Origin of the sequence: Hymenobacter psoromatis, from assembly GCA_001596155.1 — a bacterium.
Lineage (GTDB): Bacteria > Bacteroidota > Bacteroidia > Cytophagales > Hymenobacteraceae > Hymenobacter.
On record CP014771.1, the window covers coordinates 3,695,328 to 3,720,961 of the forward strand.

Annotated in this window: 18 protein-coding genes and 1 pseudogene; 7 read left to right on the forward strand and 12 right to left on the reverse strand. The window is 60.7% G+C overall.

The features are described 5' to 3' along the window. The first annotated feature begins 97 nt into the window (after nucleotides 1-97). Nucleotides 98-1,174 carry a hypothetical protein gene (locus A0257_15755; GenBank protein AMR28401.1) on the forward strand — a complete coding sequence of 359 codons (1,077 nt, stop codon included), beginning with the start codon at nucleotides 98-100 and terminating at the stop codon, nucleotides 1,172-1,174. A 24-nt stretch (nucleotides 1,175-1,198) separates the two neighbouring features. Then, entirely contained in the window at nucleotides 1,199-2,179 is a 981-nt protein-coding gene (locus A0257_15760; protein AMR28402.1) for a S1/P1 Nuclease, read from the forward strand. 89 nt (nucleotides 2,180-2,268) lie between these two features. On the opposite strand, the gene A0257_15765 is transcribed toward A0257_15760, so the two are convergent. The 4 genes and pseudogenes from A0257_15765 to A0257_15780 form a co-directional block, all read right to left on the reverse strand. Next, nucleotides 2,269-3,687 (reverse strand): MFS transporter, encoded by a 1,419-nt coding sequence (locus A0257_15765; GenBank protein AMR28403.1) that lies wholly within the window; start codon nucleotides 3,685-3,687, stop codon nucleotides 2,269-2,271. Between the two features lie 150 nt (nucleotides 3,688-3,837). Beyond that, the gene (locus A0257_15770; GenBank protein AMR28404.1) at nucleotides 3,838-5,625 is read right to left on the reverse strand and encodes an alpha-amylase; all 1,788 of its coding nucleotides are present in this window, start codon (nucleotides 5,623-5,625) and stop codon (nucleotides 3,838-3,840) included. A gap of 71 nt (nucleotides 5,626-5,696) precedes the next feature. Further along, a pseudogene (locus tag A0257_15775) lies at nucleotides 5,697-6,071 on the reverse strand (GxxExxY protein). A 51-nt stretch (nucleotides 6,072-6,122) separates the two neighbouring features. Next, nucleotides 6,123-8,000 (reverse strand): alpha-amylase, encoded by a 1,878-nt coding sequence (locus A0257_15780; protein ID AMR28405.1) that lies wholly within the window; start codon nucleotides 7,998-8,000, stop codon nucleotides 6,123-6,125. Between the two features lie 236 nt (nucleotides 8,001-8,236). Here A0257_15780 and A0257_15785 point away from each other — a divergent pair, with 236 nt between their 5' ends. Further along, on the forward strand, nucleotides 8,237-9,883 hold the full coding sequence (locus A0257_15785) for an alpha-glucan family phosphorylase (GenBank protein ID AMR28406.1): 1,647 nt from the start codon (nucleotides 8,237-8,239) through the stop codon (nucleotides 9,881-9,883). Between the two features lie 193 nt (nucleotides 9,884-10,076). After that, nucleotides 10,077-10,739 (forward strand): hypothetical protein, encoded by a 663-nt coding sequence (locus tag A0257_15790; protein ID AMR28407.1) that lies wholly within the window; start codon nucleotides 10,077-10,079, stop codon nucleotides 10,737-10,739. Nucleotides 10,740-10,767: 28 nt separating this feature from the next. On the opposite strand, the gene A0257_15795 is transcribed toward A0257_15790, so the two are convergent. From A0257_15795 to A0257_15810, 4 genes are read right to left on the reverse strand one after another with little or no spacing between them, the layout of a single operon-like run. Further along, a complete protein-coding gene (locus A0257_15795) occupies nucleotides 10,768-13,179 on the reverse strand; it encodes a hypothetical protein (GenBank protein ID AMR28408.1) in 2,412 nt (803 codons plus the stop codon). A 38-nt stretch (nucleotides 13,180-13,217) separates the two neighbouring features. Further along, the gene (locus tag A0257_15800) at nucleotides 13,218-14,387 is read right to left on the reverse strand and encodes a hypothetical protein (GenBank protein ID AMR28409.1); all 1,170 of its coding nucleotides are present in this window, start codon (nucleotides 14,385-14,387) and stop codon (nucleotides 13,218-13,220) included. Continuing rightward, on the reverse strand, nucleotides 14,374-17,133 hold the full coding sequence (locus A0257_15805) for a TonB-dependent receptor (protein ID AMR28410.1): 2,760 nt from the start codon (nucleotides 17,131-17,133) through the stop codon (nucleotides 14,374-14,376). Before A0257_15805 ends, A0257_15800 begins: the two co-directional genes overlap by 14 nt. Nucleotides 17,134-17,192: 59 nt before the next feature. Further along, nucleotides 17,193-17,831 (reverse strand): hypothetical protein, encoded by a 639-nt coding sequence (locus tag A0257_15810; GenBank protein AMR28411.1) that lies wholly within the window; start codon nucleotides 17,829-17,831, stop codon nucleotides 17,193-17,195. A gap of 264 nt (nucleotides 17,832-18,095) precedes the next feature. On the opposite strand from A0257_15810, the gene A0257_15815 reads away from it, so the two are divergent. Then, on the forward strand, nucleotides 18,096-19,256 hold the full coding sequence (locus A0257_15815) for a hypothetical protein (GenBank protein ID AMR28412.1): 1,161 nt from the start codon (nucleotides 18,096-18,098) through the stop codon (nucleotides 19,254-19,256). A gap of 170 nt (nucleotides 19,257-19,426) precedes the next feature. On the opposite strand, the gene A0257_15820 is transcribed toward A0257_15815, so the two are convergent. From A0257_15820 to A0257_15830, 3 genes are all read right to left on the reverse strand, one after another. Beyond that, entirely contained in the window at nucleotides 19,427-20,077 is a 651-nt protein-coding gene (locus A0257_15820; protein AMR28413.1) for an endonuclease III, read from the reverse strand. A gap of 157 nt (nucleotides 20,078-20,234) precedes the next feature. Next, the gene (locus tag A0257_15825) at nucleotides 20,235-20,420 is read right to left on the reverse strand and encodes a hypothetical protein (protein ID AMR28414.1); all 186 of its coding nucleotides are present in this window, start codon (nucleotides 20,418-20,420) and stop codon (nucleotides 20,235-20,237) included. Further along, nucleotides 20,398-21,033 carry an RNA polymerase subunit sigma-24 gene (locus tag A0257_15830; protein ID AMR28415.1) on the reverse strand — a complete coding sequence of 212 codons (636 nt, stop codon included), beginning with the start codon at nucleotides 21,031-21,033 and terminating at the stop codon, nucleotides 20,398-20,400. Before A0257_15830 ends, A0257_15825 begins: the two co-directional genes overlap by 23 nt. A 269-nt stretch (nucleotides 21,034-21,302) precedes the next feature. On the opposite strand from A0257_15830, the gene A0257_15835 reads away from it, so the two are divergent. Both A0257_15835 and A0257_15840 read left to right on the forward strand, forming a co-directional pair. Continuing rightward, nucleotides 21,303-22,022 carry a hypothetical protein gene (locus A0257_15835; GenBank protein AMR28416.1) on the forward strand — a complete coding sequence of 240 codons (720 nt, stop codon included), beginning with the start codon at nucleotides 21,303-21,305 and terminating at the stop codon, nucleotides 22,020-22,022. A 115-nt stretch (nucleotides 22,023-22,137) separates the two neighbouring features. Beyond that, complete coding sequence (locus A0257_15840) at nucleotides 22,138-23,115, forward strand: hypothetical protein (protein ID AMR28417.1); 978 nt, start codon at nucleotides 22,138-22,140, stop codon at nucleotides 23,113-23,115. Between the two features lie 9 nt (nucleotides 23,116-23,124). On the opposite strand, the gene A0257_15845 is transcribed toward A0257_15840, so the two are convergent. After that, nucleotides 23,125-25,386, reverse strand: coding sequence for a hypothetical protein (locus A0257_15845; GenBank protein AMR28418.1), 2,262 nt, complete (start codon nucleotides 25,384-25,386; stop codon nucleotides 23,125-23,127). Between the last annotated feature and the right edge of the window lie 248 nt (nucleotides 25,387-25,634).

Genomic DNA, 25,634 nt, shown 5'->3' on the forward strand with positions numbered 1-25,634 from the left:
ATATAACTGATAAGTAGTAGGACAAAAAAACTGGCATATCCTGCGTGATATGCCAGTTTTTCTCGTTTTATTTGTCATATCAAGCATTCCCTTCGTCATGTTCTTTGCCCCTGCCCGGCCGTTTGCGTTACCTGATTTGCCGCCAATTATTGATTTTGGTAATATTCAATTCAGTCGTTTAATTGCCAAGGCGCGCACAGAGCTAGGAGAACTGAAAGGTTATTCAGCAGCGCTGCCTAATCCCATGTTGCTCCTTTCGCCAGCTATCCTGCGGGAATCTATCGCAAGTTCGGACATTGAAAATGTAAATACAACGGTGGAAAAAGCTTTGCAGCAACAACTTTTTCCGGAAGCCGAGCAGCGGCCGGCCGATAAGGAAGTATTGCGTTATGGACAAGCTATGCGTTGGGGCTTCGAGCAGCTGGCTACCCTCTCGTTGTCGTCGCGTCTAATCGTCGGTATTCAGCGGCAACTATTACCTGACGGGTACGCGGGCTACCGCACCACGCCAAATCAGATTATCAATTCAGCCACTGGACAGCCGGTTTATACGCCGCCACCTGCTTACGACATTAATCGACTATTGGGAAATTGGGAAAATTTCGTGCATCTGCCCGAAGAGCATATTGACCCGCTCATTGCCTGTGCCATTGCGCACTATCAATTTGAAGCTATTCATCCATTTGGTGATGGTAATGGTCGCACGGGCCGGATACTGATGGTATTGCATCTGGTTTATCATGAACTGCTGGCGCTGCCTACCCTTTACATTAGCGGTTATATAAATCGAAATCGCCCGCAGTATTATCGGCTGCTGGCTCAGGTGTCAGCGGCAGGCGAATGGGAGCCTTTTATCCTATTTATGCTCGAAGGTTTTTACCAGCAGGCCCGCGAAACCAAGCAAACTCTGGTTGAAAGTGTAGGATTGCTTCAACAGTTTCGGGAGGTAGTGAAACAAAATAAGCGCAAGATTCCACAGGAATTGATTGAAGCGGTATTTGTACAACCCATTGTGACACCTACCCAAGTTGCCCGCCTGCTTGACGTGCATTATAGTACTGCTACTAAGTACCTTAACCAACTAGCTGACCTGGGGCTTTTGGAAGATAGCGAGCTAGGCAAATACCACTTGTATAGCAATCAACAATTGATAGCTTTGCTCAGCCGAGCCTAATTTTAGCTGCCTGTTTTTTGGCTTATGAGAAAAAAGCGATTTCTACTATTAGTAGTACTATTGGCGCTGCCTGCGCCGGCTCAGGCCTGGGGCTTCTTCGGCCACCGGCTACTCAACCGGCTGGCCGTGTACACGTTGCCGCCCGAGATGCTGCCGCTTTTCAAGGCTAATATCGACTACCTCACCAACAACGCCACCCGGCCCGACTCGCGGCGCACGGTGGTGCCCACCGAGGCCCCGCGCCACTTTATGGATGTGGACGTGTACGGCGACAGCGCCCTGACGCGCCACGGCCTGCCCCGCGCCTACGCCGATGCCGTGGCCCTGGCCGGCGGCGAAGACTCGCTGCTGCGCCACGGCATCGTGCCCTGGCAGGTGGCGCTGATGAAAAACCAACTCACCGCCGCCTTCCGCAACCAGGACACCGACCGCATCCTGTACCTGGCCGCCGACCTGGGCCACTATGTGGCCGATGCCTGCGTGCCGCTGCACACCACCCGCAACTATAATGGCCAATTCACCGGCCAGCGCGGCATCCACGCGCTCTGGGAGTCGCGCCTGCCCGAGCTGCAAGCGGCTGACTACGACCTGCTCACCGGCCCCGCGCCCTACCTCGAACAACCCACCGAAGCCGCCTGGGCCGCCGTGGCCCGCGCCCACGCCGCCGTCGATTCCGTATTTCGGATGGAAAAGCTGGTTTCGGCAGAGCTGGCCGAAGACCGCAAATTCAGCTACGAGCAGCGCGGCAACCAGACCATCCGGGTCTATTCGCGCGAGTTCAGCCTGGCTTACCACCGGCGTTTGAACGGCCAGGTGGAGCGCCAGCTCCGCTACGCTTCCCGGCTCATCGGGGCCTTCTGGTACACCTGCTGGGTCGATGCCGGCCAGCCCGACCTCACGGGCCTCGACCAGCAGCCCTCAGCTGCCGCGCAGCTGCAAGCCACGCAGGAAGCCAAGGCGGCATCGGCAGCGCCCCCTACCCCTCTACCGGGCCACGAAGACTAATAACAAATGACCAGGGACCCATGACTAATGTCGTTCATTTAGCTTGAACGACATTAGGCATGGGTCCCTGGTCATTTGTTATTAAAACCCTATACTTCGGGATTGGCGCCGGCTAATGAGGCTTCATAAGTCAGGTTTTCGGCCGGGGTCATGTCGTTGGGTAAGCGGATATCGTCGGCGTCGTGAACACGGAGGGTGAGAAAACCGGCTAGTATCATTGAAATGCCCCCCATTACCAAGACATAGATGGGCTGGCCATGAAAAGCATATTTGATAAGGGGACCCTGTACTATGCCAACAACTCCTTGCGGAATCACAATGAAGAAATTAAAAACCCCCATGTAATAACCCATTTTGTGCGCGGGCAGCGCGCCGGCCAGCATAGCATACGGCATCGATAAAATACTGGCCCACGCAATGCCAACACCTACCATTGATAGTAATAAGTAGTGGTAGTCCTGGATAAAATAGATGGAAATCATGCCAATGCCGCCGGCTATCAGGCACAGCATGTGGGTAAAGCGCCGGCTGGTAGCCCTGGCTATGGTGGGCAGTAGTATGGCTACAAGCGCCGACAATCCATTATACACCGAGAAGCATACCCCTACCCAATCACCCCCTTTATTGTACAGAATAGAGTGAGTATCAGTAGTGTGAAATATATGGCTTGTAACGGCCCCAGTCGTGTAAACCCACATGGAAAATAATGGGAACCACGAGAAAAACTGCACCACGGCGAGTTGCCGCATTGTGCGCGGCATATTGGCAATGCCCGCGAAAGATTCTTTGATGCCGTTCATAAAGCCCGCGGTGCGGTGCTTCTCGGCCTCAAATTCTGCTAAATTGTAAGGTGGATATTCACGGGTGCGCAGGATAGTCCACAGCACGGCAGCAAATAGAATGAGGCCACCCGCATAGAAAGCATACGTCAGCGATGGGGCGATGTGGCCAGGCGCAGCGGTGTTGGCCATGCCAAACCAATTGGTGAAAATCCAGGGCAGTGAAGAGCCCACTACTGCGCCAACACCGATAAAAAACGTCTGAGTCGCAAAACCCACGGTGCGCTGGTTGGACGGAAGCAGGTCGCCGACCAGCGCCCGAAACGGCTCCATTGAAATATTGATACTGGAGTCAAGTATCCAGAGCATGCCGGCCGCCATCCACAGGGCCGAAACGTGCGGCATCACCAGTAGCGCCAGAGAAGCCAGCACAGCCCCAACGAAGAAAAACGGCCGCCGCCGCCCCCAGCGCGGGCTCCAGGTGCGGTCAGAAAGGTAGCCAATAATGGGCTGTACTATCAGGCCAGTGAGTGGCGCAGCCAACCATAGAAAAGCCAGATTATCCGCATCAGCTCCCATTGTGGAAAAAATGCGGCTCATGTTGGCGTTTTGCAGGGCAAAGCCAAACTGGATACCCAGAAAGCCGAAGCTCATGTTCCAGATTTGCCAGAAGCTAAGGCGGGGCTTAGCCTGCATGGCAGGGTTGTCGATGATGGCAGTATTAGCCATAACAGCGAAGCGAATGTTGGTGGGAGAAGAGGGGTGTTGAAAGTTACGGTGTGCTGTTGGTATTTCAGCATGCTTGGCAAGGCCAGCGGTGCCGGAAGTGTCTGTCTGACCGCAAACGTTTCCGCTCTAATACAGGGCTTGATGACCGTATTATCGAGGCTTAATCTCCAGCACCATAGCTGCCAGCGGCACCAGCGTTAGGCTGAGGCTGGGCTTGGGGTCACCGCCATTCAGCAAGTCCTGGTAAGTGTACACACGCTGCGGGTCGAGCCCCATGCGTTGGAGCACTTCGGCCGGAATGAGGAGGGTAGGGCGGTAGGTTTTGGTATCGCTGAAGTTGACCACTACCAGCACCTGCTGGCCCTTAGTGTAGCGCAAAAAGGCGTACACCTTGTGCTGGTCGTACTCTTTGCTGAGATTATTGGCATCCTGCAGCTCGTAGAACTGGCCCTTGCGGATGGCCTCGCTGCTGCCGGCCAGGTTGAGCAGGCGGCTGTAGAAATCGCGCAACTGCTTCTGCTCGGCGCTCAGCCGGCCGCCGTCCATCTTTCCCTGGTTCAGCCACTTCTGGTGCTCGGGCACACCCCAGTAGTCGAAAATAGTGGTGCGGCCATCGGCCCCCGAAAAGCCCTCGCTGCCCACGGCCGGCTCGGCCACTTCCTGGCCCATATAGAGCATTACGGGGCCGCTGCCCAGCGTGGCCGATACCGTCATGGCCGGAATGGCGCGGCGCGGGTTGCTCGCAAACTCCTGAGAGGCAATGCGTTGCTCGTCGTGGTTTTCCAGGAAGCGCAGCATGTGCGAGCCGAAGCCGCGGCTTTCGGTTTTCCACGCGTGGGTGATGTCGTCGGTGGTGCCTTCTTGGCGCATCAGCCGGCGCAGGCCGTCGTAGAGGCCCACTTTGTCATACAGAAAATCGAAGTGACCTTTGGTAAGGTAGGTGCTGTATTCCTGGGCGTTATAGGCTTCGCCGATGAAAACGAGGCCGGGCTTTAGCTTCTTTAACTCCGGGATGACGTAGGCCCAGAACTCGACGGGCACCATCTCGGCCATGTCGCAACGGAAGCCGTCCACGTCCTTGTTGGCCCAAAAAACCAGGATATCGCGCATCTTCAGCCAGGTGTCGGGCACTGGCTCGAAGTGCGTTTTGCGCCCGTTCTGATAATCGACGCCGTAGTTGAGCTTGATAGTTTCGAACCAGTCGTTGACGCTGGGCGCGGCCGAAAACACGTCGTTGCCAGTGGCCTTGGCCGGGAATTCATTGTACTTGCCATCCTCGCCCGGCCCGTGCAACGCTCCCAGCGGGTTGTAGCCGGCGGGCACCACAAAGTGCTGGCCGGGCAGGTAATAGAAGTTGTTATTCGGCGCGAAAGTCTTGGTCTTGTCATCCTGCGCGCCCAGGTCCACCACGCCGGCCGGCTTGGCGTCGGAGTGGTACGAGCGCGCCACGTGGTTGGGAATGAAGTCCATAATAACCTTCAGCCCGTGGGCGTGGGTGCGCTGGATGAGGGCTTCGTACTCCGCCAGGCGGTTTTTTTTGTCCACGGCCAGGTCGGGGTCCACGTCGTAGTAGTCCTTTATGGCGTAGGGCGAGCCAGCGCGGCCCTTCACCACGTCGGCATCGTCGGCGAGTAGGCCCGATTGGGGGTAGCTGGTCATGGTGGCGTGTTCGAGCACGCCGGTGTACCACACGTGCGAGGCACCCATCTCCTTTATCTTGGTCAGGGCCAGGTCGTTGATGTCGTTGAACTTGCCGCAGCCGTTTTCCAGCACCGTGCCGTAGGGCTTGTTCAGGGCCACCTTGTTGCCGAAGAGGCGGGGTAGCAGCTGGTAGATAACCAGCTTGTTATCCTGGGGTATTTCGTCGGTGGTGTTGGGGTTTTGGGCGAGGGTCACGAGGGGAAAGAGCAAGGTGAGAGCTAGCAGGAGGTTTTTCATGGGGTAGGCGATGTTTTCACCGCGGAAGACGCGGAAGTATTCGCGGAAGGGCGCGGAGGTAACGTCTCCGTCATGCCGTTGACTTTCCGGAAAATGCCGTCTCTGATGCGCGCTACGTTGAAATTAATCAATAACCCCGCCCGGCATCCCGATAGATTGAGGTAAGTTACCAGCTGCATGTGGTGTACCTCCAGAATATTTTCCAAAGCTTTTAGCTCGACTATCACTTTGCCTTCCACCAGCAGGTCGATGCGGTAGCCGACATCCAATCTAGCCTCGCCATAGCTCATGGGCAAGCCAACCTGGCTTTTGACAGTCAGGCCAACTCTTTGTAATTCGTACATCAGCGCCGCTTCATAAGCCGACTCCAATAGCCCAGGCCCCAGCGCAGTATGCACATTATAAGCCGATTGCCTAATCAAATACGTGATATCGTTTTCGTGCATAAGCTTCCGCGTCTTCCGCGAGTACTTCCGCGTCTTCCGCGGTGAAAAAAACTACTTCCGCAACTCCACCACCCAAGCCGTATGCGCCGGCACGGTTAGCAACTTCAAATCCGAAATCCCTACCCCACTCACCACCTCCACCCCCGAGGCAAACCCACCCGTGCGCTCCGCAAACCGCGTTCCATCGACCTTCTTCGCCTCCTTGCCCACGTTGGCGATAACCATCACGCACTCCGTAGCAGTATAGCGGAAATACGTATAAACCCCGTCCTGCGGAATGAACTGCATCAGCTTGCCGCTCGACAAAACCGGGTGTGATTTCCGGTAGTTGGCCAGCTTGCTCACGTAGTCAAATGCCTCGCCCGCCGGCCCCGGCCGCGCCGTGAAGTAGTCCACCTTGTCGCCGGCCCAGCCGCCCGGAAAGTCCTCGCGCACCTTGCCATCAGGGTTCGAGAAGTTCTTCATCAGGACCTCGGTGCCGTAATACAATTGCGGAATGCCGCGCAAGGTCAGCAGCCAAGCCAGGCCCATCTTGTACTTCGCAAAGTCTTCGCCGATAACCGAATAGAATCGACTCATGTCGTGGTTATCGAGGAAAGTCACGTTGCGCGTGGCATCCACGTACAGCCAGTCGCTTTGCATACTTTGGTAGAGATGCTCCAGGTTGCCATCCTTCAGCGCGTCCTGAATGGCGAAGGTGGTAATGAAGTCGAGTACGCCCGGCAGGTTCGACTTGAAGCCATCAACCGGCTGCATAATATTCTGAGCGTAGAAAGCCTGCTCGGCGGTGCTACCCTCCCAGGCCTCGCCATAGAGCGTGAGCTTGGGATACTCGTCCATGATGGCCTTGCCCCAGGCCATCAGAAACTGCGGCTCCGAGTAGGGATAAGTATCGATGCGGTAGCCATCGAGGCCGGTGCTTTCTACCCACCACAAGAAGTTCTGAATGAGGTAGGTAGCGACGTACGGGTTGCCCTGGTTCACGTCGGGCATGGTGGTGTCAAACCAGCCGTCGTTGTAGCGCTTGCGGTCATACTGCGAGCCGTGTGGGTCGTTGAGGGCGTAGGCGTTGTAGTTGGAGCGCGTGAAGCTGGGCCACGCGTGAAACCAGTCGGCCGCCGGCTTGTCCAGAAACAGGTAATTGTAGCTGCCCCAGTGGTTTAGCACAATGTCCTGCACCACTTTCAGGCCCTGGCCGTGCGCGTTTTTCACAAACTGCCCGTACTCGGCATTGGTCCCATAGCGCGGGTCGATTTTGTAGCAGTCCGTAACGGCATAGCCGTGGTAGCTGGCCTTGGGCATATCATTCTCAATGACGGGTGTAGGCCAGATGGCCGTGGCACCTAGCTGCTTAAAATAAGCAAAGTGGTTTTCGATGCCCTTCAAATCGCCGCCGTGGCGGGCGTACATCGAGTCGCGGGCCACATGGTTCACGCGGGTGCCCTTCACCACGTCGTTTTTTGAGTCGCCGTTCGAGAAGCGGTCCGGCATTAGCATGTAGATAAAGTCGGCCTGCGTGAGGCCCTGCGTGCGCGCCGGGTCCTGGTTGCGGGGCCGCAGCTCGTAGCTGTGCGTGAAGCTTTTGCTGCCTTTAAACTGCAATTTGAGCTGGCCGGGCTGCGCCTGCGGGCTCACCGTGAGGTTCACAATCAGGTAGTTGGCGCTTTCCAGCTTCTCGAAGCCGTCGAGCGTCACGCCGGGGTAGGTGGCCAGCGTTACCTGGTCGGTGGCAATGCCGGGGGCTTTGACCAGCAGCTGCAATTTGGGGTTTTTCATGCCCACAAACCAGTACGTGGGGTCGATGCGAACCGGGGGGGTAGGGCGGGCCGCCGGGCGGGCCAGCGGAGGCAGCGAAACGGCTGCGGCCGGACTGGCCGCCAGCAGCAAAATGGCCGACAACGGGGCCAGCAACGCGCTAAAAACGTGCATAGGGCAGATAATGAGAGAGAAAGGTGGGAGAAAGACTGAAAAGCTGCGGGGCGTAAGAAAGGCGCGGGCGAGCCGGAAAACGGCCATTCTGGCCCGCAAACCATTGCGGAGCTATCGCCCCTGCTTAGCCTCCAAAGTACGCCGACTTGCCCGGCCGCGCCGCTAGCTTTGGGCCGCGGGCGCTTCCTTTGTGGCCGCGAACTCACTTAGTAACAACTCGCTACCAACTTTTTTACATGGCATTTCAATTCAAAATGGCGGCTCCGGCGGCCAAATACAAGGCGGCGGCGGCATACTTCTCGATGGAGTTTGCCCTCGACCAGAGCCTGAAAATTTATTCCGGTGGCCTGGGTTTCCTGGCGGGCTCGCACATGCGCTCGGCCTACGAGCTCAAGCAAAACCTCGTCGGCATCGGGATGCTGTGGACCTACGGCTACTACGACCAGGTGCGCAACCCCGACCAGACCATGAAGGCCGAGTTTCTGCACAAGCAATACTCATTTCTGGAAGACACGGGGATTGTATTCCCGGTGACCATCCACGATGCCGAGGTACACGTGAAGGCGCTGTACCTGGCCCCCGAGACGTTCGGCACCGCGCCGATGTTTTTCCTCACCACTGATATTGAGGAGAATGACTACCTCTCGCGCACCATTTCGCACCACCTCTACGACCCGGACGCCGCCACCCGCGTGGCTCAGAGCATCGTGCTGGGGGTAGGCGGCGGCAAGCTGCTCGACATCCTGGAGCGCCAGACCGACATCTACCACCTCAACGAGGGCCACGGCCTGCCGCTGGCGTTTTTTCTCTACGAAAAGTACGACCGCAACCTGGCCGAGGTGCAAAAGCACTTGGTTTTCACGACCCACACGCCCGAGCTGGCCGGCAACGAGGAGCGCCCCATGAAGCTGCTCACCGACATGAGTTTTTTCGCCGGCGTGCCCGAGGAGGACGTGCGCCGCGAGGCCCGCATTGAGGGCGACACGCTCAACTACACGCTCACCGCGCTGCGCTTCGCCCGCCGGGCCAACGCCGTGAGCAAGGTGCATGGCGAAGTAGCCCGCGAAATGTGGGGCCACTATGAAGGCATTTGCCCCATCATCTCCATCACCAACGCCCAGAACGGCACTTACTGGCGCGACCCCGCGCTGGCTGCCGCCCTCAAGGCCAAGGACGACAAAGCCCTGCTGGCCCGCAAGCGCGAGATGAAAGTGGCGTTTTTCAAAATCGTGGCCGACCAGACCGGTACGCTGCTCGACCCCGACGCGCTGACCATCGTGTGGGCCCGCCGCTTTGCTGCCTACAAGCGCGCCGACCTCATTCTGCGTGATTTTGAGCGCTTTGTGAAGCTCGTGAGCGACGATTCGCGCCCGGTGCAGGTCATTTGGGCTGGCAAGCCCTACCCCAAGGATTATGGCGCTATCGACATCTTCAACAGCATTATTCGCAAGACCAAGGACCTCAAGCGCTGCGCCGTGCTCACGGGCTACGAGCTAGCCCTGAGCGCTGAAATGAAGAAGGGCTCCGACCTGTGGCTGAACACCCCGCGCTACCCCCGCGAGGCCAGCGGCACCAGCGGCATGACCGCCGCCATGAACGCCAGCGTGAGCGTAAGCATCGCCGACGGCTGGATTCCGGAGTTTGCCCAGGATGGGGAGAACTGTTTCCTCATCGCCCACGCCAACGTGACCCTGCCCGACGCGCAAAAGGATGACCACGAGGCCGATAACCTGCTCACCGTGCTCGAAAGCACCGTAGTGCCCATGTACTACGACCAGCCCAAGCAATTCCTGAAAGTGGTGAAAGCTGCCATGAAGGACGTGGAGCCCGAGTTCGAAAGTACCCGCATGGCCAAGGAATACTACGAGCAACTGTATAAATAAGTCTGAACCACGGATTCCTCCGGATTTTTCGGATTAGTCGGATTTTGTGGACGTTAAAAAAGCCGCCTTCTGGGCGGCTTTTTTCGTAGAGGCTTGTTCGTATTAAAAGTAAAAAATGAGGAGGGCGGTTAAGGTAATCGTCCACAAAATCCGACTAATCCGAAAAATCCGGAGGAATCCGTGGTTCAGACAAATGTGTGGTCGTTATACTGTTATCGCTCCCGCGCCGGCGCTGGCCGAGCGCTTCTCCGCTAGGGAAGTCCCTACCCCCCCGCCCAACTTCAACGCCGCGCCGTCGCAGGCGCTGCCCATTATTACCAACGCCGCGCCGGGCCAGATTCAGCTGGTGCGCTGGGGGCTGGTGCCGAGCTGGAGCCGCGACCCGGCCAGCGGCCCGAAGCCCATCAATGCCCGCGCCGAGACGCTGGCCGAGAAGCCCAGCTTCCGGCAGCTGCTGGCGCGGCGGCGCTGCCTGGTGCTGGCCGACTCGTTCTACGAGTGGCAGGCCACCGAGCGGGGCAAAATTCCACACCGCATTTTGCTGAAGAGCGAGGAGCCCTTCGCCTTCGCCGGCCTCTGGGACGAGTGGCTGGACCGCGATACCGGCGAGTTGCAACCCACGTTCACCATCATCACCACCGAGCCCAATGAGCTGATGGCCAGGATCCACAACCGGATGCCTGTCATCCTGCCCGGCCCCGACGCCGAGCGTGCCTGGCTCGCCGATGACCTAGCGCCCGCCGCCCATCAGCAGCTGCTCGTGCCCTACGATACGGCGCTAATGAAGGAATACGTCATCACGACCCGCGTCAACTCGCCCGCCCACAACGACCCCGAAGTGCTGGCCGCGCTGTGAGGAATCATGAATTAGAAATTATGATTCCTCACAGCGCCGGCTTCACTTCCAGTACCACGCTGGTGCTGCCGGCGCGGCCATCGGGGGCCAGGCCCTGGGCCACCACCAGGTAGCGGCCCAGCTGGTCGGAAGTGTAGAAGCTGAGCGTGCGGGGCTGGCCGGCGGCCAGCGCTATATCGGGCTGCCAGTAGAGTAGGTTGCGAAAATCGGGCAGGCGGCTTTGCTGCTGCGCGGCGGTTTCGTAGCGCGGGGCAAAGAACTCGCGCTCGCCCTGCACGCCTTCGTACTCTTCGAGCAATGCCTGGGGGGGTAGGGGGAAGCCGCCCAGGTCGCCCTTGTAGGTGGTGTAGCTTACTATCCCATCGTAGGTGAGCGGGCCGTGGAAATAATGGCCGTCCACCACATCCAGCTTGCGGATTTTTAGCGGGTTGAAGGCCATTATTTTATTGATATCAAACACCGGCACGCCGTCGAGCAGCACCATCGGGTTGTTGCGAAACGTGAGCCCATTGCGCTTATCCACCACCAGAAAGTGGAAGCCGTCTTTGCGCTTGCGCACCAGCACGCCGGGCACGTATTCGCGCATCACTTCCTCCAGCACCGGAAAGCGGGTGTAGTCATCGAGCAGATATTGCTCGTCGGGCCGGCCGTAGAAGGCCAGCGTATCGTGCGCCGGCTGGGTGTAGGGATTTTCGAAGCGGCCCAAAAAAGTGCGCTGCGTCTGCACCTGCACGTGGCGCTGCGTAAGGGCCGCCGCCAGCGCCGGGCTCAATGCCAGCGGCTGCGTGTAGCCAAGCGCAAACTGCGTCGAAAAGGGACTAAAGATTTCCAGGTGATAAGTGCTATCGCGCAGGTAATCAGTTTGAAAAACCAGTTGCGTAGGCCCGTAAAAATTGTGCAGCTCAAACTGCACCACGCCATTATACTGGCTGGTGGCGTTGTAAAACCGGATGGCCCGGCTCGGCGAGGCCAGGTAAGTGGTGATGCCATCGGCCGGCGCGCCCGTGACGCGGTCCGTGATGCGGCCGCGCACGAAGTGGCCGTTCAGCTCGGGCAGGGAGGGTAGGGCGGGCGCGCGGCCGTCCAGCACGTCATTCCACCGAAAGCGGCTCCAGCCCTGGGTGAGCAGGAGGTTGTCGAGGGCGGCGCGGCCGGTGGCGCTGGTGTCGCGCAGGTAGTAGTTCGGCTCCTCAATAGTCCCTTTCAGCTCCGAGGTAAGTGCCAGGTAGGTAGTGATATCGGCCGGCGAGCTGGCGGCCAGTGAATCGAGCTGGTACACGGCCAGCGAGGCCTGGGCGGGCGCGTCGGCGACTAGCTGCACCGCCACGCGGGCGCGGGGCGCGTAGCTGGCCGGGGCCGCGCGCACCGTCAGCGCCAGTGGGCGCCGGGGCCGCTGGAAGTACAGCCGCTCGGCGCTGGGCCGCGCCGCGCCATCAAACAGCGTGAAGTGCGTGATACCGTCGGGCAGGTCATTTTTGTCGAAAACAAACTCGCCTACCCCCCCACTTAGTGCGCTGTGGGCCGAGGCCACGATGCGCTGGCCAGCGTGGGCCAGCACCGCCACTTGGCCGGGGGGTAGGGTGCTGCCCTGGGCCTGCACCGTCAGGCGCAGGTGGCCGGCATCGGCGTCGGCCAGGTGCAGCACGTAGCCGGATTCGCGGGCGGCGGGCAGCGGTATTTTCACCACCTGGCCCGTGGCGAGCTGCACCGTGGCGGTGTAGCTCGCGTCCGCCAGCGGCGTAAAGTCGAAGTTACTCAGGCCAAATTTCAACGTTTCGAACGTGGCGACGGGCTGGCCTTGCGCGTCGTGCACGGTGCCGGTGGCGGCCACGCCCCGGCCGGCCGGGTTCACCACGCGCAGGCCCACGCGGCTGCGCAGGCCCCGCACCAGCTGGCCGCCTTCGGGGAAAAACTGCACGTCGTAGCTGGCCGCGGCGGGGTGGGCGGCGAGTCCGGCTGGCCGGGCGGTATTGATAATCGTGACCGGGCAGTGGAAGTAGTAGTCGGGGCTGAAATTGCGCATCCAGCTGGTGTAGGCGCGCACCACGTAGCTGCCGGTGGGCAGGTCGGCGGGCAGGTTGAGCGAGCCGTGGCCGGTGGCGCGGCTCAGGGCCAGCTTGGCTTGCAGCACGGGCTGCTGCTGGGCGTTGAGGACCTCCACGTAGGCGATTTTGCTCAGGGCCAGCGGCTGGTGGCGCGTGCCATCCACAGCGTAGATTTTCAGCCACATCGTTTCGCCCGCCGCGTAGGCCGGCCGGTCGAGGTGCACAAACAGCTGCTCGACCAGCGCCTGGCGCGTGTAGCGCGCAAACGGCCGGCTGATGCCCGGCAGCGAGTCGGGTGCCGCCGGGCTTTGAGCCTGGGCGGGGGGTAGGGCCGCCAGCGCCAGCAGGGTCGCCAGCACCAGACGCGAGAAGTTAGGAAAAAAGCTCGTGCGCATCGCGTTCAAACAAAAGAAGTTAAAGCCCAGGCTGGCGGCTAGTACCAGAAGCTGGGCCGCAGGTTGTCGCCGCCCTGGCTGCGGCAGTCCACGCAACTGGTCGGCGCCCCTAGGTAGCCCTTGATAGTTACCCCGTCGGCGGCGTAAATTGGGTCAATCGGCAGGTAATTGGGCGTGCTGAATTCTGCCTTGGCATCAAAGGGGCTGAACTCAATGGGTATCCGGCTGCAGCTTTCGTAGCCGGTTTCGAAGGGCCAGGCAAAGGGTAGGGGCAATTCATTGCGGTCAATGTAGATGCGGTGGGCACGCACCGAGTGTGCGCCCACGTAGCCCAGCACCGGCTCGGCGGGGTCGGCCAGGGCGTGGATGTTGCCGGTGAGCTGGGTCGGCAGCGCGTCGTAGAGCGAGCCGATGCTCTCGGTGTTCTTCTTCAGCGCTTCCCAATAGCGGTATTCGTCGGCAGTCTGGCCATATTGCATCACCAAAATGCTGTAGCGAATGCGCAGCCGCACCGACTTATTCGGGATGAAAAGCAGCGGCTGATTGGTAAGCACATCCTGGGCCAGCGCGGCAGTGTTGCCCAGGTTGATGGTGCTCGAATTGACGGTGCCCCAGCAGTTGTAGATGTCATCGTTGCGCTGCACCAGCTCCTGCATGGTCTTGTCATAAAACAAGTGCGAGTAGAAGGCCGACGTATAGCGCCAGGTTTCGCGGTAGTCCCAGCGGTAGTAGGTGGTGGGGCGGCCCGGCGCGCCGTGGGCCGACACAGCTATCTGCACGCCATCGCCGGTGTATTTCCACGAAATAGTGTCGATGGGCGGCGTCCGCTGCGACTCCACCAGGTCCGACTGGTACTCTTTATTACCACTCGTCACCACGTGCAGCTGGTAGCGCCGGGTCGAGTCCAGGGCCGTGCGCGGGGCGTAGGTGTAGGTGCCGGCCGGCCGCTCGCTGAGGGGATAGGAATTGCCGGCCTCGTCTTTAATAGAGACGGTGGCCTTGCTCTCCGACACGGGCGTGCTGGCCGCCAGCCCCAGCGTGCGCGACAACCGGAAGGTGCTTGGCCCATTCAGATTCACGAAGCCATCGACCACCAAATAGCTTTTGGCAGCGTCGGGCACCGGCGCGTTGTAGGGCTTCACGCAGCCGCCGAGCAGCAGCAGGGCCAGCCCTACCCCCCCCAGCCGGCTTAGGCTAAAAGCGCACATTGTAGGTAACCGTCGGAATGGGGGTGCCGAAAATTGAAAGCTGATAGCCATTGATAGTGCCGTTTTGCGATTTGTAATAGACGGAGTAAGGATTCTGGCGGCCGGTGAGGTTGTACACGCCCACCGTCCAGGAGCTGTGGAAAGGCTTGTGCACCTTGTGGTTGCCTTCAATATTGAGGGCCAAATCGACGCGGAAGTAGTCGGGCACCCGGTAGGCGTTGCGGTCTGAGTAGAGCAGGCGCAGCGTGTTGTTGAGGTAGTACTTGGCCAGCGGCAGCGTGATGGGCCGGCCGGTGCTGTAGTTCACGTTCACGGAGGTGCTGAAGCGGCGCGAGAAGCGGTAGTTGCCCACCAGCGTGGCCTCGTGGGGCTTGTCGTAGTTGCCGGGGTAGTAGTTGCCGCCGTTCACCTGGTCGGTGGCGGTGTTCACCCGCACCAGCGTGCGCGAGTAGGTGTAGCTCAGCCAGCCATTGACGCGGCCCGTGGACTTGCGCACCAAAAACTCGACGCCGTAGGCGCGGCCCTGGGCGTTCAGCACGTCGGTTTCGAGGTGGTGGTTGAGGATGAGCACCGCGCCGCTCTTGTAGTCCACAAAGTCGCGGGTGGTTTTGAAGTAGCCCTCCACCGACGTCTCAATGGTATTCTCCCGAAAATTGTGGTAGTAGCCCAGCGCGAACTGGTCGCCCACCTGCGGCCGGATGTAGCGGTCGCTCAGCTTCCAGGTATCGGTCGGCGACATGGCGGCCGTGTTGGAAAGCTGGTGAATATACTGGCGCGTGCGGCCCGCGCTGGCCTTGAGCGCCGAGGTGGGGGTAAGGGCAAAGCGCGCCGCCAGCCGGTATTCCGGCCCCTGGTAAGTCTGAATAACTTGCCCGCTGCTGTAGCTGGTAGTGCCCGAAATCGTGCCTTCCGAGCGCGACACGCCGGGCAGATACTCATTCGACACGCCCGGCCCGAGCGCATTGTAAAGCGAGTAGCGCAAGCCCAGGTCGAGGGCCAGGCGCGGCGACACGTCCCAGTGGTCGGCGGCGTAGAGGGCGCTTTCCAGGCCCTGCTCGCGGTCAAGTACGTCGCTGGTAGTCAGCGACATTTCGCCAATCGGCGTGCGCGCGCCGGGCGCCACGTGGTAGAGCGTGCTGCTGCCCCCGAAGGTGACGGTGTGCCGCGCATCGCGGAAATAGGTGAGGTCGGCGCGCAGCCCGCTCTGGTTCAGCGCATACGAAAAGGTGGAGGCGCTGGTCGGGTTCAACTCGCTCGAATTGCTGAACGCGTAGCGGCTGTACGTGCCCGTGAGTACCCCCGACAACTGGCTGCTAAAGCCGTGCTGCCACTTGAGGCTGGCGGCCGTGTTGCTATACTCAAACGTGGTATCGCTGGCCAGCCGAAACCGGTCGCGGCTGAAATAGCCGGTGGCGTACAGCGAGTTGTGCGCGTCGAGGTCGTAGCTCAGGTGCGCGTTCAGGTCGTAGAACGAGGCTGCGCTCTTCTTCAGGCTGGCATCGGGCACGAGGTGCAGCAGCCAGTCGGAATACGAGGTGCGCCCGCCGAGGAGAAACGAGCCCTTGTCCTTCACCAGCGGCCCTTCCAGGGTGAGGCGGCTGGTGAGCGGCCCGATGCCGGCCGCGCCACTAATCTTTTTGCGGTTGCCCTCGCGGGTTTCAATATCCAGCACCGAGGCCAGCCTACCCCCATACTTGGCCGGGATGGCGCTCTTATACAGCTCCACCGACTTCACCACGTCGGGGTTAAAAGCCGAGAAAAAGCCGAACAAGTGCGCCGGGTTGTAAATGGTCGCGTCGTTGAAAAGGACCAGGTTCTGGTCGGTGTTGCCGCCGCGCACACTAAAGCCCGTGCTACCCTCCCCGATGGACTTCACGCCCGGCAGCAGCAGCACCGCCCGCAGCACATCGGCCTCGCCAAACACCGAAGGCAGCTGCTTTATCTGCTTGATGTCCAGCTTCTCCACGCCCATGCGGGTGCTGCTCACATTCTGGTCCTGGCCGCCTATCACCACCACTTCCTTGAGGGGCGTAATGTCCTGCTCAGCCTCGATATCGAGCTGGCCATTAGCGTACAGCATCACCTGGCGGCGCGTGTTGCGTAGGCCAATGCCGCGCACGTTCAGCACGTAGCGGCCCACCGGCAAGGTCAGGGTGTAGGAGCCAAACTGGTCGGTAGCGGTGCCAATGACCGGGCCTTCCACGAACACCGCCGCGCCCACCACCGGCTCGCCAGCCCGGGCGTCGCGTACGCGGCCAGTGAGGGTGGCCCGGCTGCCGGCCGGCGCGGGCTGGCCCTTGCCCACCTCGTAGAGCCGGGTGGCCCCGGCGCCGGCCGGCCGCCCCGCGCTGATGGCCGGGTCGGCGGGGTTGTCGGCGGCCACGTCGGGCGCGGGGGCGGTGAAGTAGCCGGGCGGCAGCGTGGTCTGAATGCCCGGCGCGGCCGCGATAAACACGTGCCCCGCCGCATCGACGGACGCTTGCAGCTTGCTGCCCGCCAGCGCCTGGGCCAGCACCTGGGCCAGCGGCTGCCCGGTGGCAGTCAGGTTCACGGTGAGGCTGTCCACATCAGCCGCGTTATAGAAGAAACGGTAGGGGGTAGTGGCCTCCACGCGCCGCGCAAACTCCACGAAAGGCAGGTGCTCGAAGCGCCCGCTAATGGGCGGCCCGCCCTGCTGCCCATAACCCTGCAACGCCACCCCGCTCAGCAAAAACGCGAGCAGCATAAAACGGTAAAAATTCAGCATAAATACCTGTTAATCAAAATAATAATTGGCTAATAAAAGTCTATTTTCTTAAATAATGCCTACCTGACCAACGTGTTGTAGTAAGCTACCAGCGCGGTCAGCGAGGCCGCCCGTCCTTCCTCCCGGAAGGAGAGGTGTCGGCTGCGGGCAAACCGCTGCAAGTCAGCTTTTTTAGTTGGGAAAATAGCTGTAATGTCCCTGAGCCGGCTCACCACGTAGTAGTCTGTGTCGCGCTGCAGCACGTAGCGGATAGTCTCGTCGTAGTAGCCTTCCATGCCGAACTGCGTAGGGCGCTCTGATAGCTTGCGGGTGCGCCGGGCCAGCAGGCGGGCGGGGCCATCCACCAGCAGGTCGTAGAAGCCGGTGCGCACCTGCGGGTTGGCCACCGAGTCGGTGGTGAGGCGCACGAAGTGGTGGCCGCCCAGCGTGAAGCTCGCCACTTTCTCGGGCACCAGCTGCAAGGCAATGGCCCGGCTCGGCGGCAGCACTACCACGCGGTCGAGGTGGCAGTCGTAGAGCATGGGCACCGCCACGAAGTCGAAGCCATCGTAGCGCAGGCTGCCCGGCTGCGGGCTGGGCAGTAAAAAAAACGGACTACCCTGCACGTACGGCTTGGGGCGGCTCACGTACTCCGTCCCATTGAGCAAATGCGAATCGGCCTGGGTGGCCGCGTAGTAGCGCTGGGCGGCCACGGTCACCGCCGCTTGCTCACTCGAATCAACTCTGGCAACTACTTGAGCCTTAGCTGTATGAATGCGAATTGATAGGAGCAGTAAAAGAGGGTAGTAAACTAAGGTTTTCATGAAGAAGCATAGAAACCCAAAAGTAGCTGCTGGCTTACAAACTCTTCACCTAAAGCGCCTGCCCTGCCCGGCGTTCTTCCCGTGGGGAGGGGTAGGGCACCCGGCGGCTATTGAGCCCGGTAACGGACCTTTGCAGCTCGCCGGCTGTTGCGCCACTTCATGAAGAAAATATTTTCCCGCCTGCTGGGTAAGATTAAGCGCCGGGCCACTCGCGCGCCGGTCACCATTTGGCTCGCCAGCGTGCCGGCCAGCACGCCCGCCGCGGCCACGCTCTACCTCACCGGCTCGTGCAATGGCTGGACCACCGACGACCCGGCGTTTGCCTTCACCTTCGACCCCGCCAGCGGCGGCTACTACCTGGCCCTACCCCCCGGCCGGGGCACCCTGGACTACAAAGTGTGCCGCGGCAGCTGGGCCACCATCGAAACCGACGCCAACAATCTGGCCGTGCCCAACCGCCGCCACCTCTACGGCCAGGGTCCGCGCGAGCTGCGCCTGCACGTGCTGAACTGGGAGGACCAGGGCGGCATCGCGCCGCTGCGGCAGCATTCGGCGTCGCCTAACGTGCACATTCTCAGTCCTGATTTCCCGATGCCGCAGCTGCGACGCACGCGCCGGGTGTGGGTATATCTGCCGCCCGACTACGGCACCGGCGAGCGCCGCTACCCCGTGCTCTACCTGCAGGATGGCCAGAACGTGTTCGACCAGTACACGTCCTTCGCCGGCGAGTGGGGCGTCGATGAAACCCTCGACCAGTTAGCGGCCAGCGGCCAGGACCTGGGCGGCTGCCTGGTAATCGCCGTCGATAACGCGGACCAGCACCGCCTCGACGAGTACTCGCCCTGGCGCAACCCTCGCATCCGGCGCGGCGGCGAAGGCGAGCAGTACGTTGATTTTCTGGTCAATACCCTCAAACCCTACATCGACCACCACTACCGCACCCGGCCCGAGCGGGCGGCTACCTACGTGGCGGGCTCCAGCATGGGCGCGCTCATCGCCACCTACGCGGCCCTGCGCCACCCGGCGGTTTTTGGGGGGGTAGGGGCCTTTTCGCCGGCCTACTGGTTTGCCGGGCCGAGCCTGCTGGCCTACATCGCCCAGCATGCCCCACGCCCCGACACGCGCTGGTATTTCGTGTGCGGTGCCCAGGAAGGCCCCTCAATGGTACCGCTGATGACCACCGTGCGCGACGCCCTGCACGGTGCCGGCGTACCTGATACTAATCTGAATTTCAACGTCTTGTCTGATGGCGTGCACGCCGAATGGTTCTGGCAACGCGAGTTTGCCGGGGCTTACGAGTTCCTGATTTCTGGTTCGTAATCGGGCCGTTTGTCATTGCGAGCGCAACGCAGTGGAGCGCGGCAATCTTTCCTTGGTCGTTCGCTTCATTGAGTTAGTAATTCTGCTGGGAAGGAAAGATTGCCGCGCTCCACTGCGCTCCACTGCGCTCCACTGCGCTCCACTGCGCTGCGCTCGCAATGACAAATGCCTCAACCAGAAACTGCAAACTTCCCATAATACGCGCAGAAGTCGCTGAGGGGACACACGTTGCACTTGGGCGAGCGGGCCACGCACACGTAGCGTCCGTGCAAAATCAGCCAGTGGTGGGCCTTCGGAATGACTGCTTGCGGAATATATTTCACCAACCCTTTCTCCACAGCCAGGGGGGTAGTGGCCGTTTTGGGCACCAGCCCCAGCCGGTGCGACACCCGAAATACGTGCGTATCAACCGCCATCGCGGGCTGGTTATAAATCACCGAAACCACCACGTTGGCCGTCTTGCGCCCCACGCCCGGCAGCCGCTGCAGTTCCTCGATGGTGCTCGGCACCTCGCCGCCAAAGTCGCTGGTGAGCAGCCGGCCCAGGCCCGCCAGGTGCCTGGCCTTATTATTCGGATACGACACGCTGCGAATAAACGGAAAAATGTCCTCGGCCGCCGCTTCGCCCAATGCGAGGGGGGTAGGGAACCGCGCCAACAGCGCGGGCATCACCTGGTTCACGCGCTTGTCGGTGCACTGCGCGCTCAGCACCACGGCCACAATCAGTTCATACGGGTTGCCATAGGCCAGCTCGGTTTTGGGCTCCGGGAAATTCAGGGTGAAGTAGTCGAGAAAGCGGCGAAACCGTTCGGGGCGCGTCATAATCAGTTGGCAAGAAGCCAAAGCTAGCCAAAAAAGAACGTCATGCTGAGCTTGCCGAAGCATCTCGCTCGCACCGCTGGGTTACTAATCCAGCGGTGCGAGCGAGATGCTTCGGCAAGCTCAGCATGACGTTCTCTATAGGATAAAACAGCCGCGTTCAGCGCATAAACGTGCGCGCATACTGCAAAATGGCCGCCGTAGTGGCCGGGCGCGGGCGGCGCGCTAAGTGGTCGAGGGTGCGCTGGGCTAGCAGCAGGTCGGCGCAATCCACGGCGAGCGTGGAGTCGTGCAGCAGCGCGTCCTCGACGTCGTGCTGCTCGTCAGCTGGCAATTCGTTGTACACGTAGCGAAGCAACGTCGGGTGGGGTAAGGTTTGAATCATACAGGAGCGAATGAGCGGCCATTTTTTTCCGCAGGTTAATGAGAGCATAGCGCATGCGGCCCAGCGCAGTATTAATGCTCACGCCGGTTGCGTCAGCAATTTCCTGAAAGCTCATGTCGCCGTAATGGCGCATCAGCAGCACTTCTTTCTGGGCAGCGGGTAGTTCCTGGATGAGCTGGCGCAGGTGCGCGTGGCTTTCTTCGCGCCCCAGCGCGTCGTCAGCCGACTCTTCCGAAAGGTGTAACGAATTAGCCAGCCCCATGTTGTCATCGAGGCTCGTTTGGGGCGCTCTTTTTGCGCGGCGGAAGGCGTCGATGGCCAGGTTGTGCGCAATACGGCACAGCCAAGAGCCAAATTTGCCTTCGTCTTGGTAACGCCCGCTTTTGAGGGTGTGGATGGCCTTAATAAAGGTATCCTGGGTGAGGTCTTCGGCCATATCCTCGTCGCGCACCACGAGGTGAATGGTCGTAAAGACCCGCGCCTGGTGGCGCTGGAGCAGCTGGGCAAATGCCGCTTCGCGGCCGGCCAGGTAGAGGTCGATGAGCGCGGAGTCGCTCGGCTGCATGGGTTCCATAAAGAACTACGGATGATGGGGTAACGTAGAGCTTTCGGTCGATAGTGTGCAGCAGTTAAAAAAGGTGGAGTGAGCGAAAGATGAGGCCCACGATAATCGAGCCAAATGTAGCAGGCAAGGCCCGGATTTTACAAGTAGCTGGTGAGTTGGCGAAAATTATTTTTTCGCCATTTCGCGCATTTCGGCAACCTTGAATCGCGAAGGTAACCAACTACCGCCGAGCGGCCGCGTAGTACCGAGTGCTACGTTGGCCCTACCCCTTGATTATTATGCCTACTTACCTCGCCCTCCATTACTGGGCCGGCTCCGGCCGCGAATTTGAGTTGCTGCTACCCCACTTGCCCGCAGGCAGCCGCCTGCTGGCCCCCGACCTGCCCGGCTTTGGGGCGCAGGCCGCCCCAGCGGGGTTCGACTATTCGGTGGCCAGCTACGCCGATTGGGTGGCGCACTACCTGGCTGAGCAGCAGGTAGTTGATTATCATATTATCGGCCATAGTATGAGCGGTAAATTTGCGCTGGCCCTGGCCGCGCGCCAGCCGGCGGGCCTGCGCGGGCTGCTGCTGCTCTCGCCCTCGCCGCCTACTCCCGAACCCATCAGTGACGCCGACCGGGCCGCCAGCTTGGCCGCCTATGGCAAGCCCGAAGAGGCTGAAAAGACGTTTCATGTTATCACCAACCGGCCGCTGCCCGCCGAGTGGCACGAGCGCGTGGTGGCCGACAACCTCCGCACTACCCAGGCCGCCTGGGACGCCTGGCTGCAAAGCGGCTCGCGCGAGGATATCTCGGCCCTGATGCCCCAGGTGCAAGTGCCCTGCCGCCTGCTGGTGGGCGAAGATGACCGCGCCATCCCGCTGGCCGCCCAGCGCCGCCAGACGCTGCCGCTGCTGCCCCCCGGCTCGCCGCTGGTGGTGGTGCCTGGGACCGGCCACCTGCTGCCGCTGGAAGCCCCAGAATTTGTGACCGAAGAGCTGGCAAAGCTTGTAGGGTAAGCTTTAGCTTGCCGTAAAAAATGCTGTGCGTTCTATACCAATCACTCACATTACGGCAAGCTAAAGCTTACCGTACATCCCTTTTCCAGCAAGCTAAAGCTTACCCTATACTTTTATGGCTACCTACCAAAACCCCGTGCTGGATGCGGATTTTCCAGACCCTAGCATTGTGCTGGCGCCCGATGGCTACTACTACGCCTACGGCACGCAGACCAAGCGCAACGCGCTAATAATCAATATACAAGTAGCGCGCTCGCAGGATTTGACAGCGTGGGAATACCTCGGCGAAGCGCTGCCTGACAAGCCAGCCTGGGCCGCCACCAGCCAGCGCTTTTGGGCGCCCGACGTGAGCCGCCGCACCGATGGCCGCTACTTGCTCTACTACTCGGCGCAGCCCAATGACCCGGCCGCCGCCATGTGCCTGGGCGTGGCCGTGGCCGAGCATCCGGCCGGCCCCTTCGTAGATAGCGGCCAGCCGCTGCTGGCGGGGGGGGTAGGGTTTCAGGATATCGACCCCATGCGGTTTGTGGAGGCTACCGGGCGGCAGCTGCTATTCTGGGGCTCGGGGTTTGGGCCGCTGCGGGTGCGCGAGCTGGCCGCCGATGGCCTGGGCTTCGCGCCGGGCAGCGTGGCTGAGATAATGGTGCCGCCGCGGCCCGCCGGCCAGGCCGCCTACGGCCACCTCATCGAGGGCAGCTGGGTGCATTACCGCGCCGGCTGGTACTACCTGTTTTACTCGGGCGACAACTGTTGCGGACCCGTTGCCAGCTACGCCGTGCTGGCGGCGCGGGCGCGCCACCCGGCCGGCCCCTACGAAACGCTGGCCCAGGCGAGGGGCAACAACGGCACTATCCTCACCGAAAATGACCGCTGGCTGGCACCTGGCCACAACTGCCTCGTGACCGACGCGGCGGGCCAGGACTGGCTGCTCTACCACGCCATCGACCGCCGTCAGCCCACCTTCGATGCCATCAACGACGAGCAGGGCCACTCGCGCCGCGTGCTGCTGCTGGATAAAGTCAGCTACGATGCCGACGGCTGGCCCTCGGTTGGCACGCCATCCATTGAGCCGCAGCCGGGGCCGGTGGTGTAGCCGGATATTTTATTCCAGCGAACGGCCCCTAAACAGGATGTAGCCCAGGTGCCCATACACCCCGAAGCGGTGGTCGGGGTCATCGTAGTATTCGGCGTGCACGGCCAGCGGGCCCACGGGCGTATTCAGGATGAGGCCCGTCACGGCCGTCAGGTAGGGCCGGCTGATGCCTTTGCCCCGGTTAGCATCCTGCTGGTTGTCGGTGAGAGGCGTAATGTTAGTGTGCGCGAACACTTCCGAGCGCCATTCTATTTTGCCCAGCACCACCTGCGAGTAGCGCAGCCCGCCCGCCACGAAGCGCGGCGAGCGGTAGTGCTCCATAAAGAGCGTGCGCGAATCGACCAGCGGCGCAAAAACGGGCGCGCTGGTGAGTGTGGAGCGGTAGTTGAAAAACGTGCCCTGGCCGCTGAATGTGACTTCCCCAAAATAGCCCCAACTCGATTTGTCTTTTTGCAGGGCATGGTAGCGTTCGTAGGTGCCCCGAAATTGCAGCCACTGGTGGTTGCGCGAGCGCTCGCCCAGGTCCTGAGCGTTGGAGGTGGTGCCGGGCGTATATACTTCGGTGCCCGTGACGCCCCGCAGCGTCACCACCGCCCGCCAGCCCAGCGTAGCGTACTGCTTGCGGTTGAGCGAGTTGCGGTTGAAGCGCAGCGCCGCCGTGCCGCCCTTGAACGAAGTGCGGTCGAGCTGGTCCGACGATTGCAACTCGCGCGTGTTGGCGTAGTTATCCACGTTGTAGAACGCGCCCACGTCGAGCACCACGCGCGAGCGGTAGCGCGGCGACACGCCAAACTGCGCGCCTATCTTGGTGTCTTTCTGCTCCACCTGCGTGTTCAGCACGTCGCGGCCCAGCAGGCCGCCCGTCTGTTGGTAATCCCACTGGTTGTAGGTCACGATGGGCGCGATGTAAAACGGCAGCCGACCCGGCGAGTTCAGCCGAAACGACGCCTGCGCCCCGTTGTAGAAGCGCCCCACGCTCACATTGGCCGCCACCGAATACAGGAGCCGGCGCAGGTAGCGAAACTCCACGCCCAGGTATAGGCTCTCGATGGGCCGCGTGCTAAGCGCAAAGCCTACATCGGCCGATACGTTGTTGTTGCGCTGCGCATCCACGCTGAATACGTAGCCTTTGAGCGCTTCATCGTAGCGCAGGCGTGGATAAATATTACGGAAGTAGCTATCCGAAGCCAGGCGGTAGTAGCCTTCCTCCAGCCCTTCTAGGGTGTAGGTCGAGCCATCGCGCGGGAAAAAACTTCGCGCGTACTCGTTCTGGTCGGGGCGCAGGCCCTTCACTTCTACCTTCACGAAGCGGGGGGTAGGCACGTTTTGCTGAAAAGCCAGGCGGCGCCGCTGCAAGGCCACCGTATCGACGCGGCGGCTGATGCGCTGCCGGATTTCAGCCAGCTTGAGCTGGGTAGCCGTGTCGCCCGCCGCAATGAGCGTGCGCACTTTGTCGAAATCGGCCGCGCCCAGGTTGCCTAGGTTGGGTTGAATATAGATGCCGTTCTTGCCCACGCTATTAGTGTCGGCCACGCTGGTGCCCAGAAAAATCAACGTAGTGTTTAGCAGCTCATTATCTTTTTTAAAGGGATATTTTTTAAGCGCCACGTCGCCCACGTTCACCCCAATAATAACATCGGGCTTGAACTCCTGGCGCATCACATCGGTCGGAAAATTATCCAGCACGGCCCCGTCGAAGAGGTAGCGTCCATCGAGGTTGCGGATGGGCCGGAAGGCCAGGGGGTAGGCCAGCGAGTTGCGCACGGCGTCGGCCAGCAAGCCCGATTTCTGCACCACTTTCTCACGCGTAAACACCTCCGTGGCCAGGCAGCGGTACGGCACGAAAAGATTGTCGAAGTTATAATTGGCCTCGGCCGCCGCCGGGGCCAGCAGCCGCGCCAGGGCAAAATTGAGGTTGAGGTCGTTGACGAGGGTAGGCGTGATGGTGGCCTGAAACGTGGAGTCGATGGACAAGCCCAGGTTCAGGGACGCCGGCGAAGGCTCGGCGGTCAGGAAATTGAACGTCTTGTCAGGCAAAACCTTGCCGGTGGCCCAGCGCTGAAAATTGTCGGAGAGCACAATGTGCTCGATTTCACGCGGCGAATAGCCCGCGGCGTACATAGCCCCCACCACGGCACCCATGCTGTTGCCCACGATGTAGTCGATAGGAATGCCATTGGCTTCCAGCTCTTTGAGCACGCCCACGTGGGCCAGGCCCTTGGCACCGCCGCCGCTCAGCACCAATCCCACCCGCTGGGCCGACGCGGTCATAACGGTGCTAAAAACGAACAGACTAACTGATAAGTAGCGGAATAACGATTTGAACATAAAAAATAAAAGTATTCCGGCAAGTTACGTGCGCCTTACGCTACGGGCGTTTTGGTGGTTGCCGGTGGCAGGCAGGCACCTGCTGCCGGGCAGTGAAACGTCCCAAAGCGGGACGTCATTTTTTGTTTAATATTCTGAGGATGAACATTAAGCAGAAAATATAAAACCTGCTTATTCTATGCAACATCCGC

Coding starts and splice junctions, on each gene's coding strand:
- A0257_15755 (AMR28401.1), top strand. CDS start 98: ATGTTCTTTGCCCCTGCCCGGCCGTTTGCGTTACCTGATTTGCCGCCA.
- A0257_15760 (AMR28402.1), top strand. CDS start 1,199: ATGAGAAAAAAGCGATTTCTACTATTAGTAGTACTATTGGCGCTGCCT.
- A0257_15765 (AMR28403.1), bottom strand. CDS start 3,687: ATGGCTAATACTGCCATCATCGACAACCCTGCCATGCAGGCTAAGCCC.
- A0257_15770 (AMR28404.1), bottom strand. CDS start 5,625: ATGAAAAACCTCCTGCTAGCTCTCACCTTGCTCTTTCCCCTCGTGACC.
- A0257_15780 (AMR28405.1), bottom strand. CDS start 8,000: ATGCACGTTTTTAGCGCGTTGCTGGCCCCGTTGTCGGCCATTTTGCTG.
- A0257_15785 (AMR28406.1), top strand. CDS start 8,237: ATGGCATTTCAATTCAAAATGGCGGCTCCGGCGGCCAAATACAAGGCG.
- A0257_15790 (AMR28407.1), top strand. CDS start 10,077: ATGTGTGGTCGTTATACTGTTATCGCTCCCGCGCCGGCGCTGGCCGAG.
- A0257_15795 (AMR28408.1), bottom strand. CDS start 13,179: ATGCGCACGAGCTTTTTTCCTAACTTCTCGCGTCTGGTGCTGGCGACC.
- A0257_15800 (AMR28409.1), bottom strand. CDS start 14,387: ATGTGCGCTTTTAGCCTAAGCCGGCTGGGGGGGGTAGGGCTGGCCCTG.
- A0257_15805 (AMR28410.1), bottom strand. CDS start 17,133: ATGCTGAATTTTTACCGTTTTATGCTGCTCGCGTTTTTGCTGAGCGGG.
- A0257_15815 (AMR28412.1), top strand. CDS start 18,096: ATGAAGAAAATATTTTCCCGCCTGCTGGGTAAGATTAAGCGCCGGGCC.
- A0257_15820 (AMR28413.1), bottom strand. CDS start 20,077: ATGACGCGCCCCGAACGGTTTCGCCGCTTTCTCGACTACTTCACCCTG.
- A0257_15830 (AMR28415.1), bottom strand. CDS start 21,033: ATGGAACCCATGCAGCCGAGCGACTCCGCGCTCATCGACCTCTACCTG.
- A0257_15835 (AMR28416.1), top strand. CDS start 21,303: ATGCCTACTTACCTCGCCCTCCATTACTGGGCCGGCTCCGGCCGCGAA.
- A0257_15840 (AMR28417.1), top strand. CDS start 22,138: ATGGCTACCTACCAAAACCCCGTGCTGGATGCGGATTTTCCAGACCCT.
- A0257_15845 (AMR28418.1), bottom strand. CDS start 25,386: ATGACCGCGTCGGCCCAGCGGGTGGGATTGGTGCTGAGCGGCGGCGGT.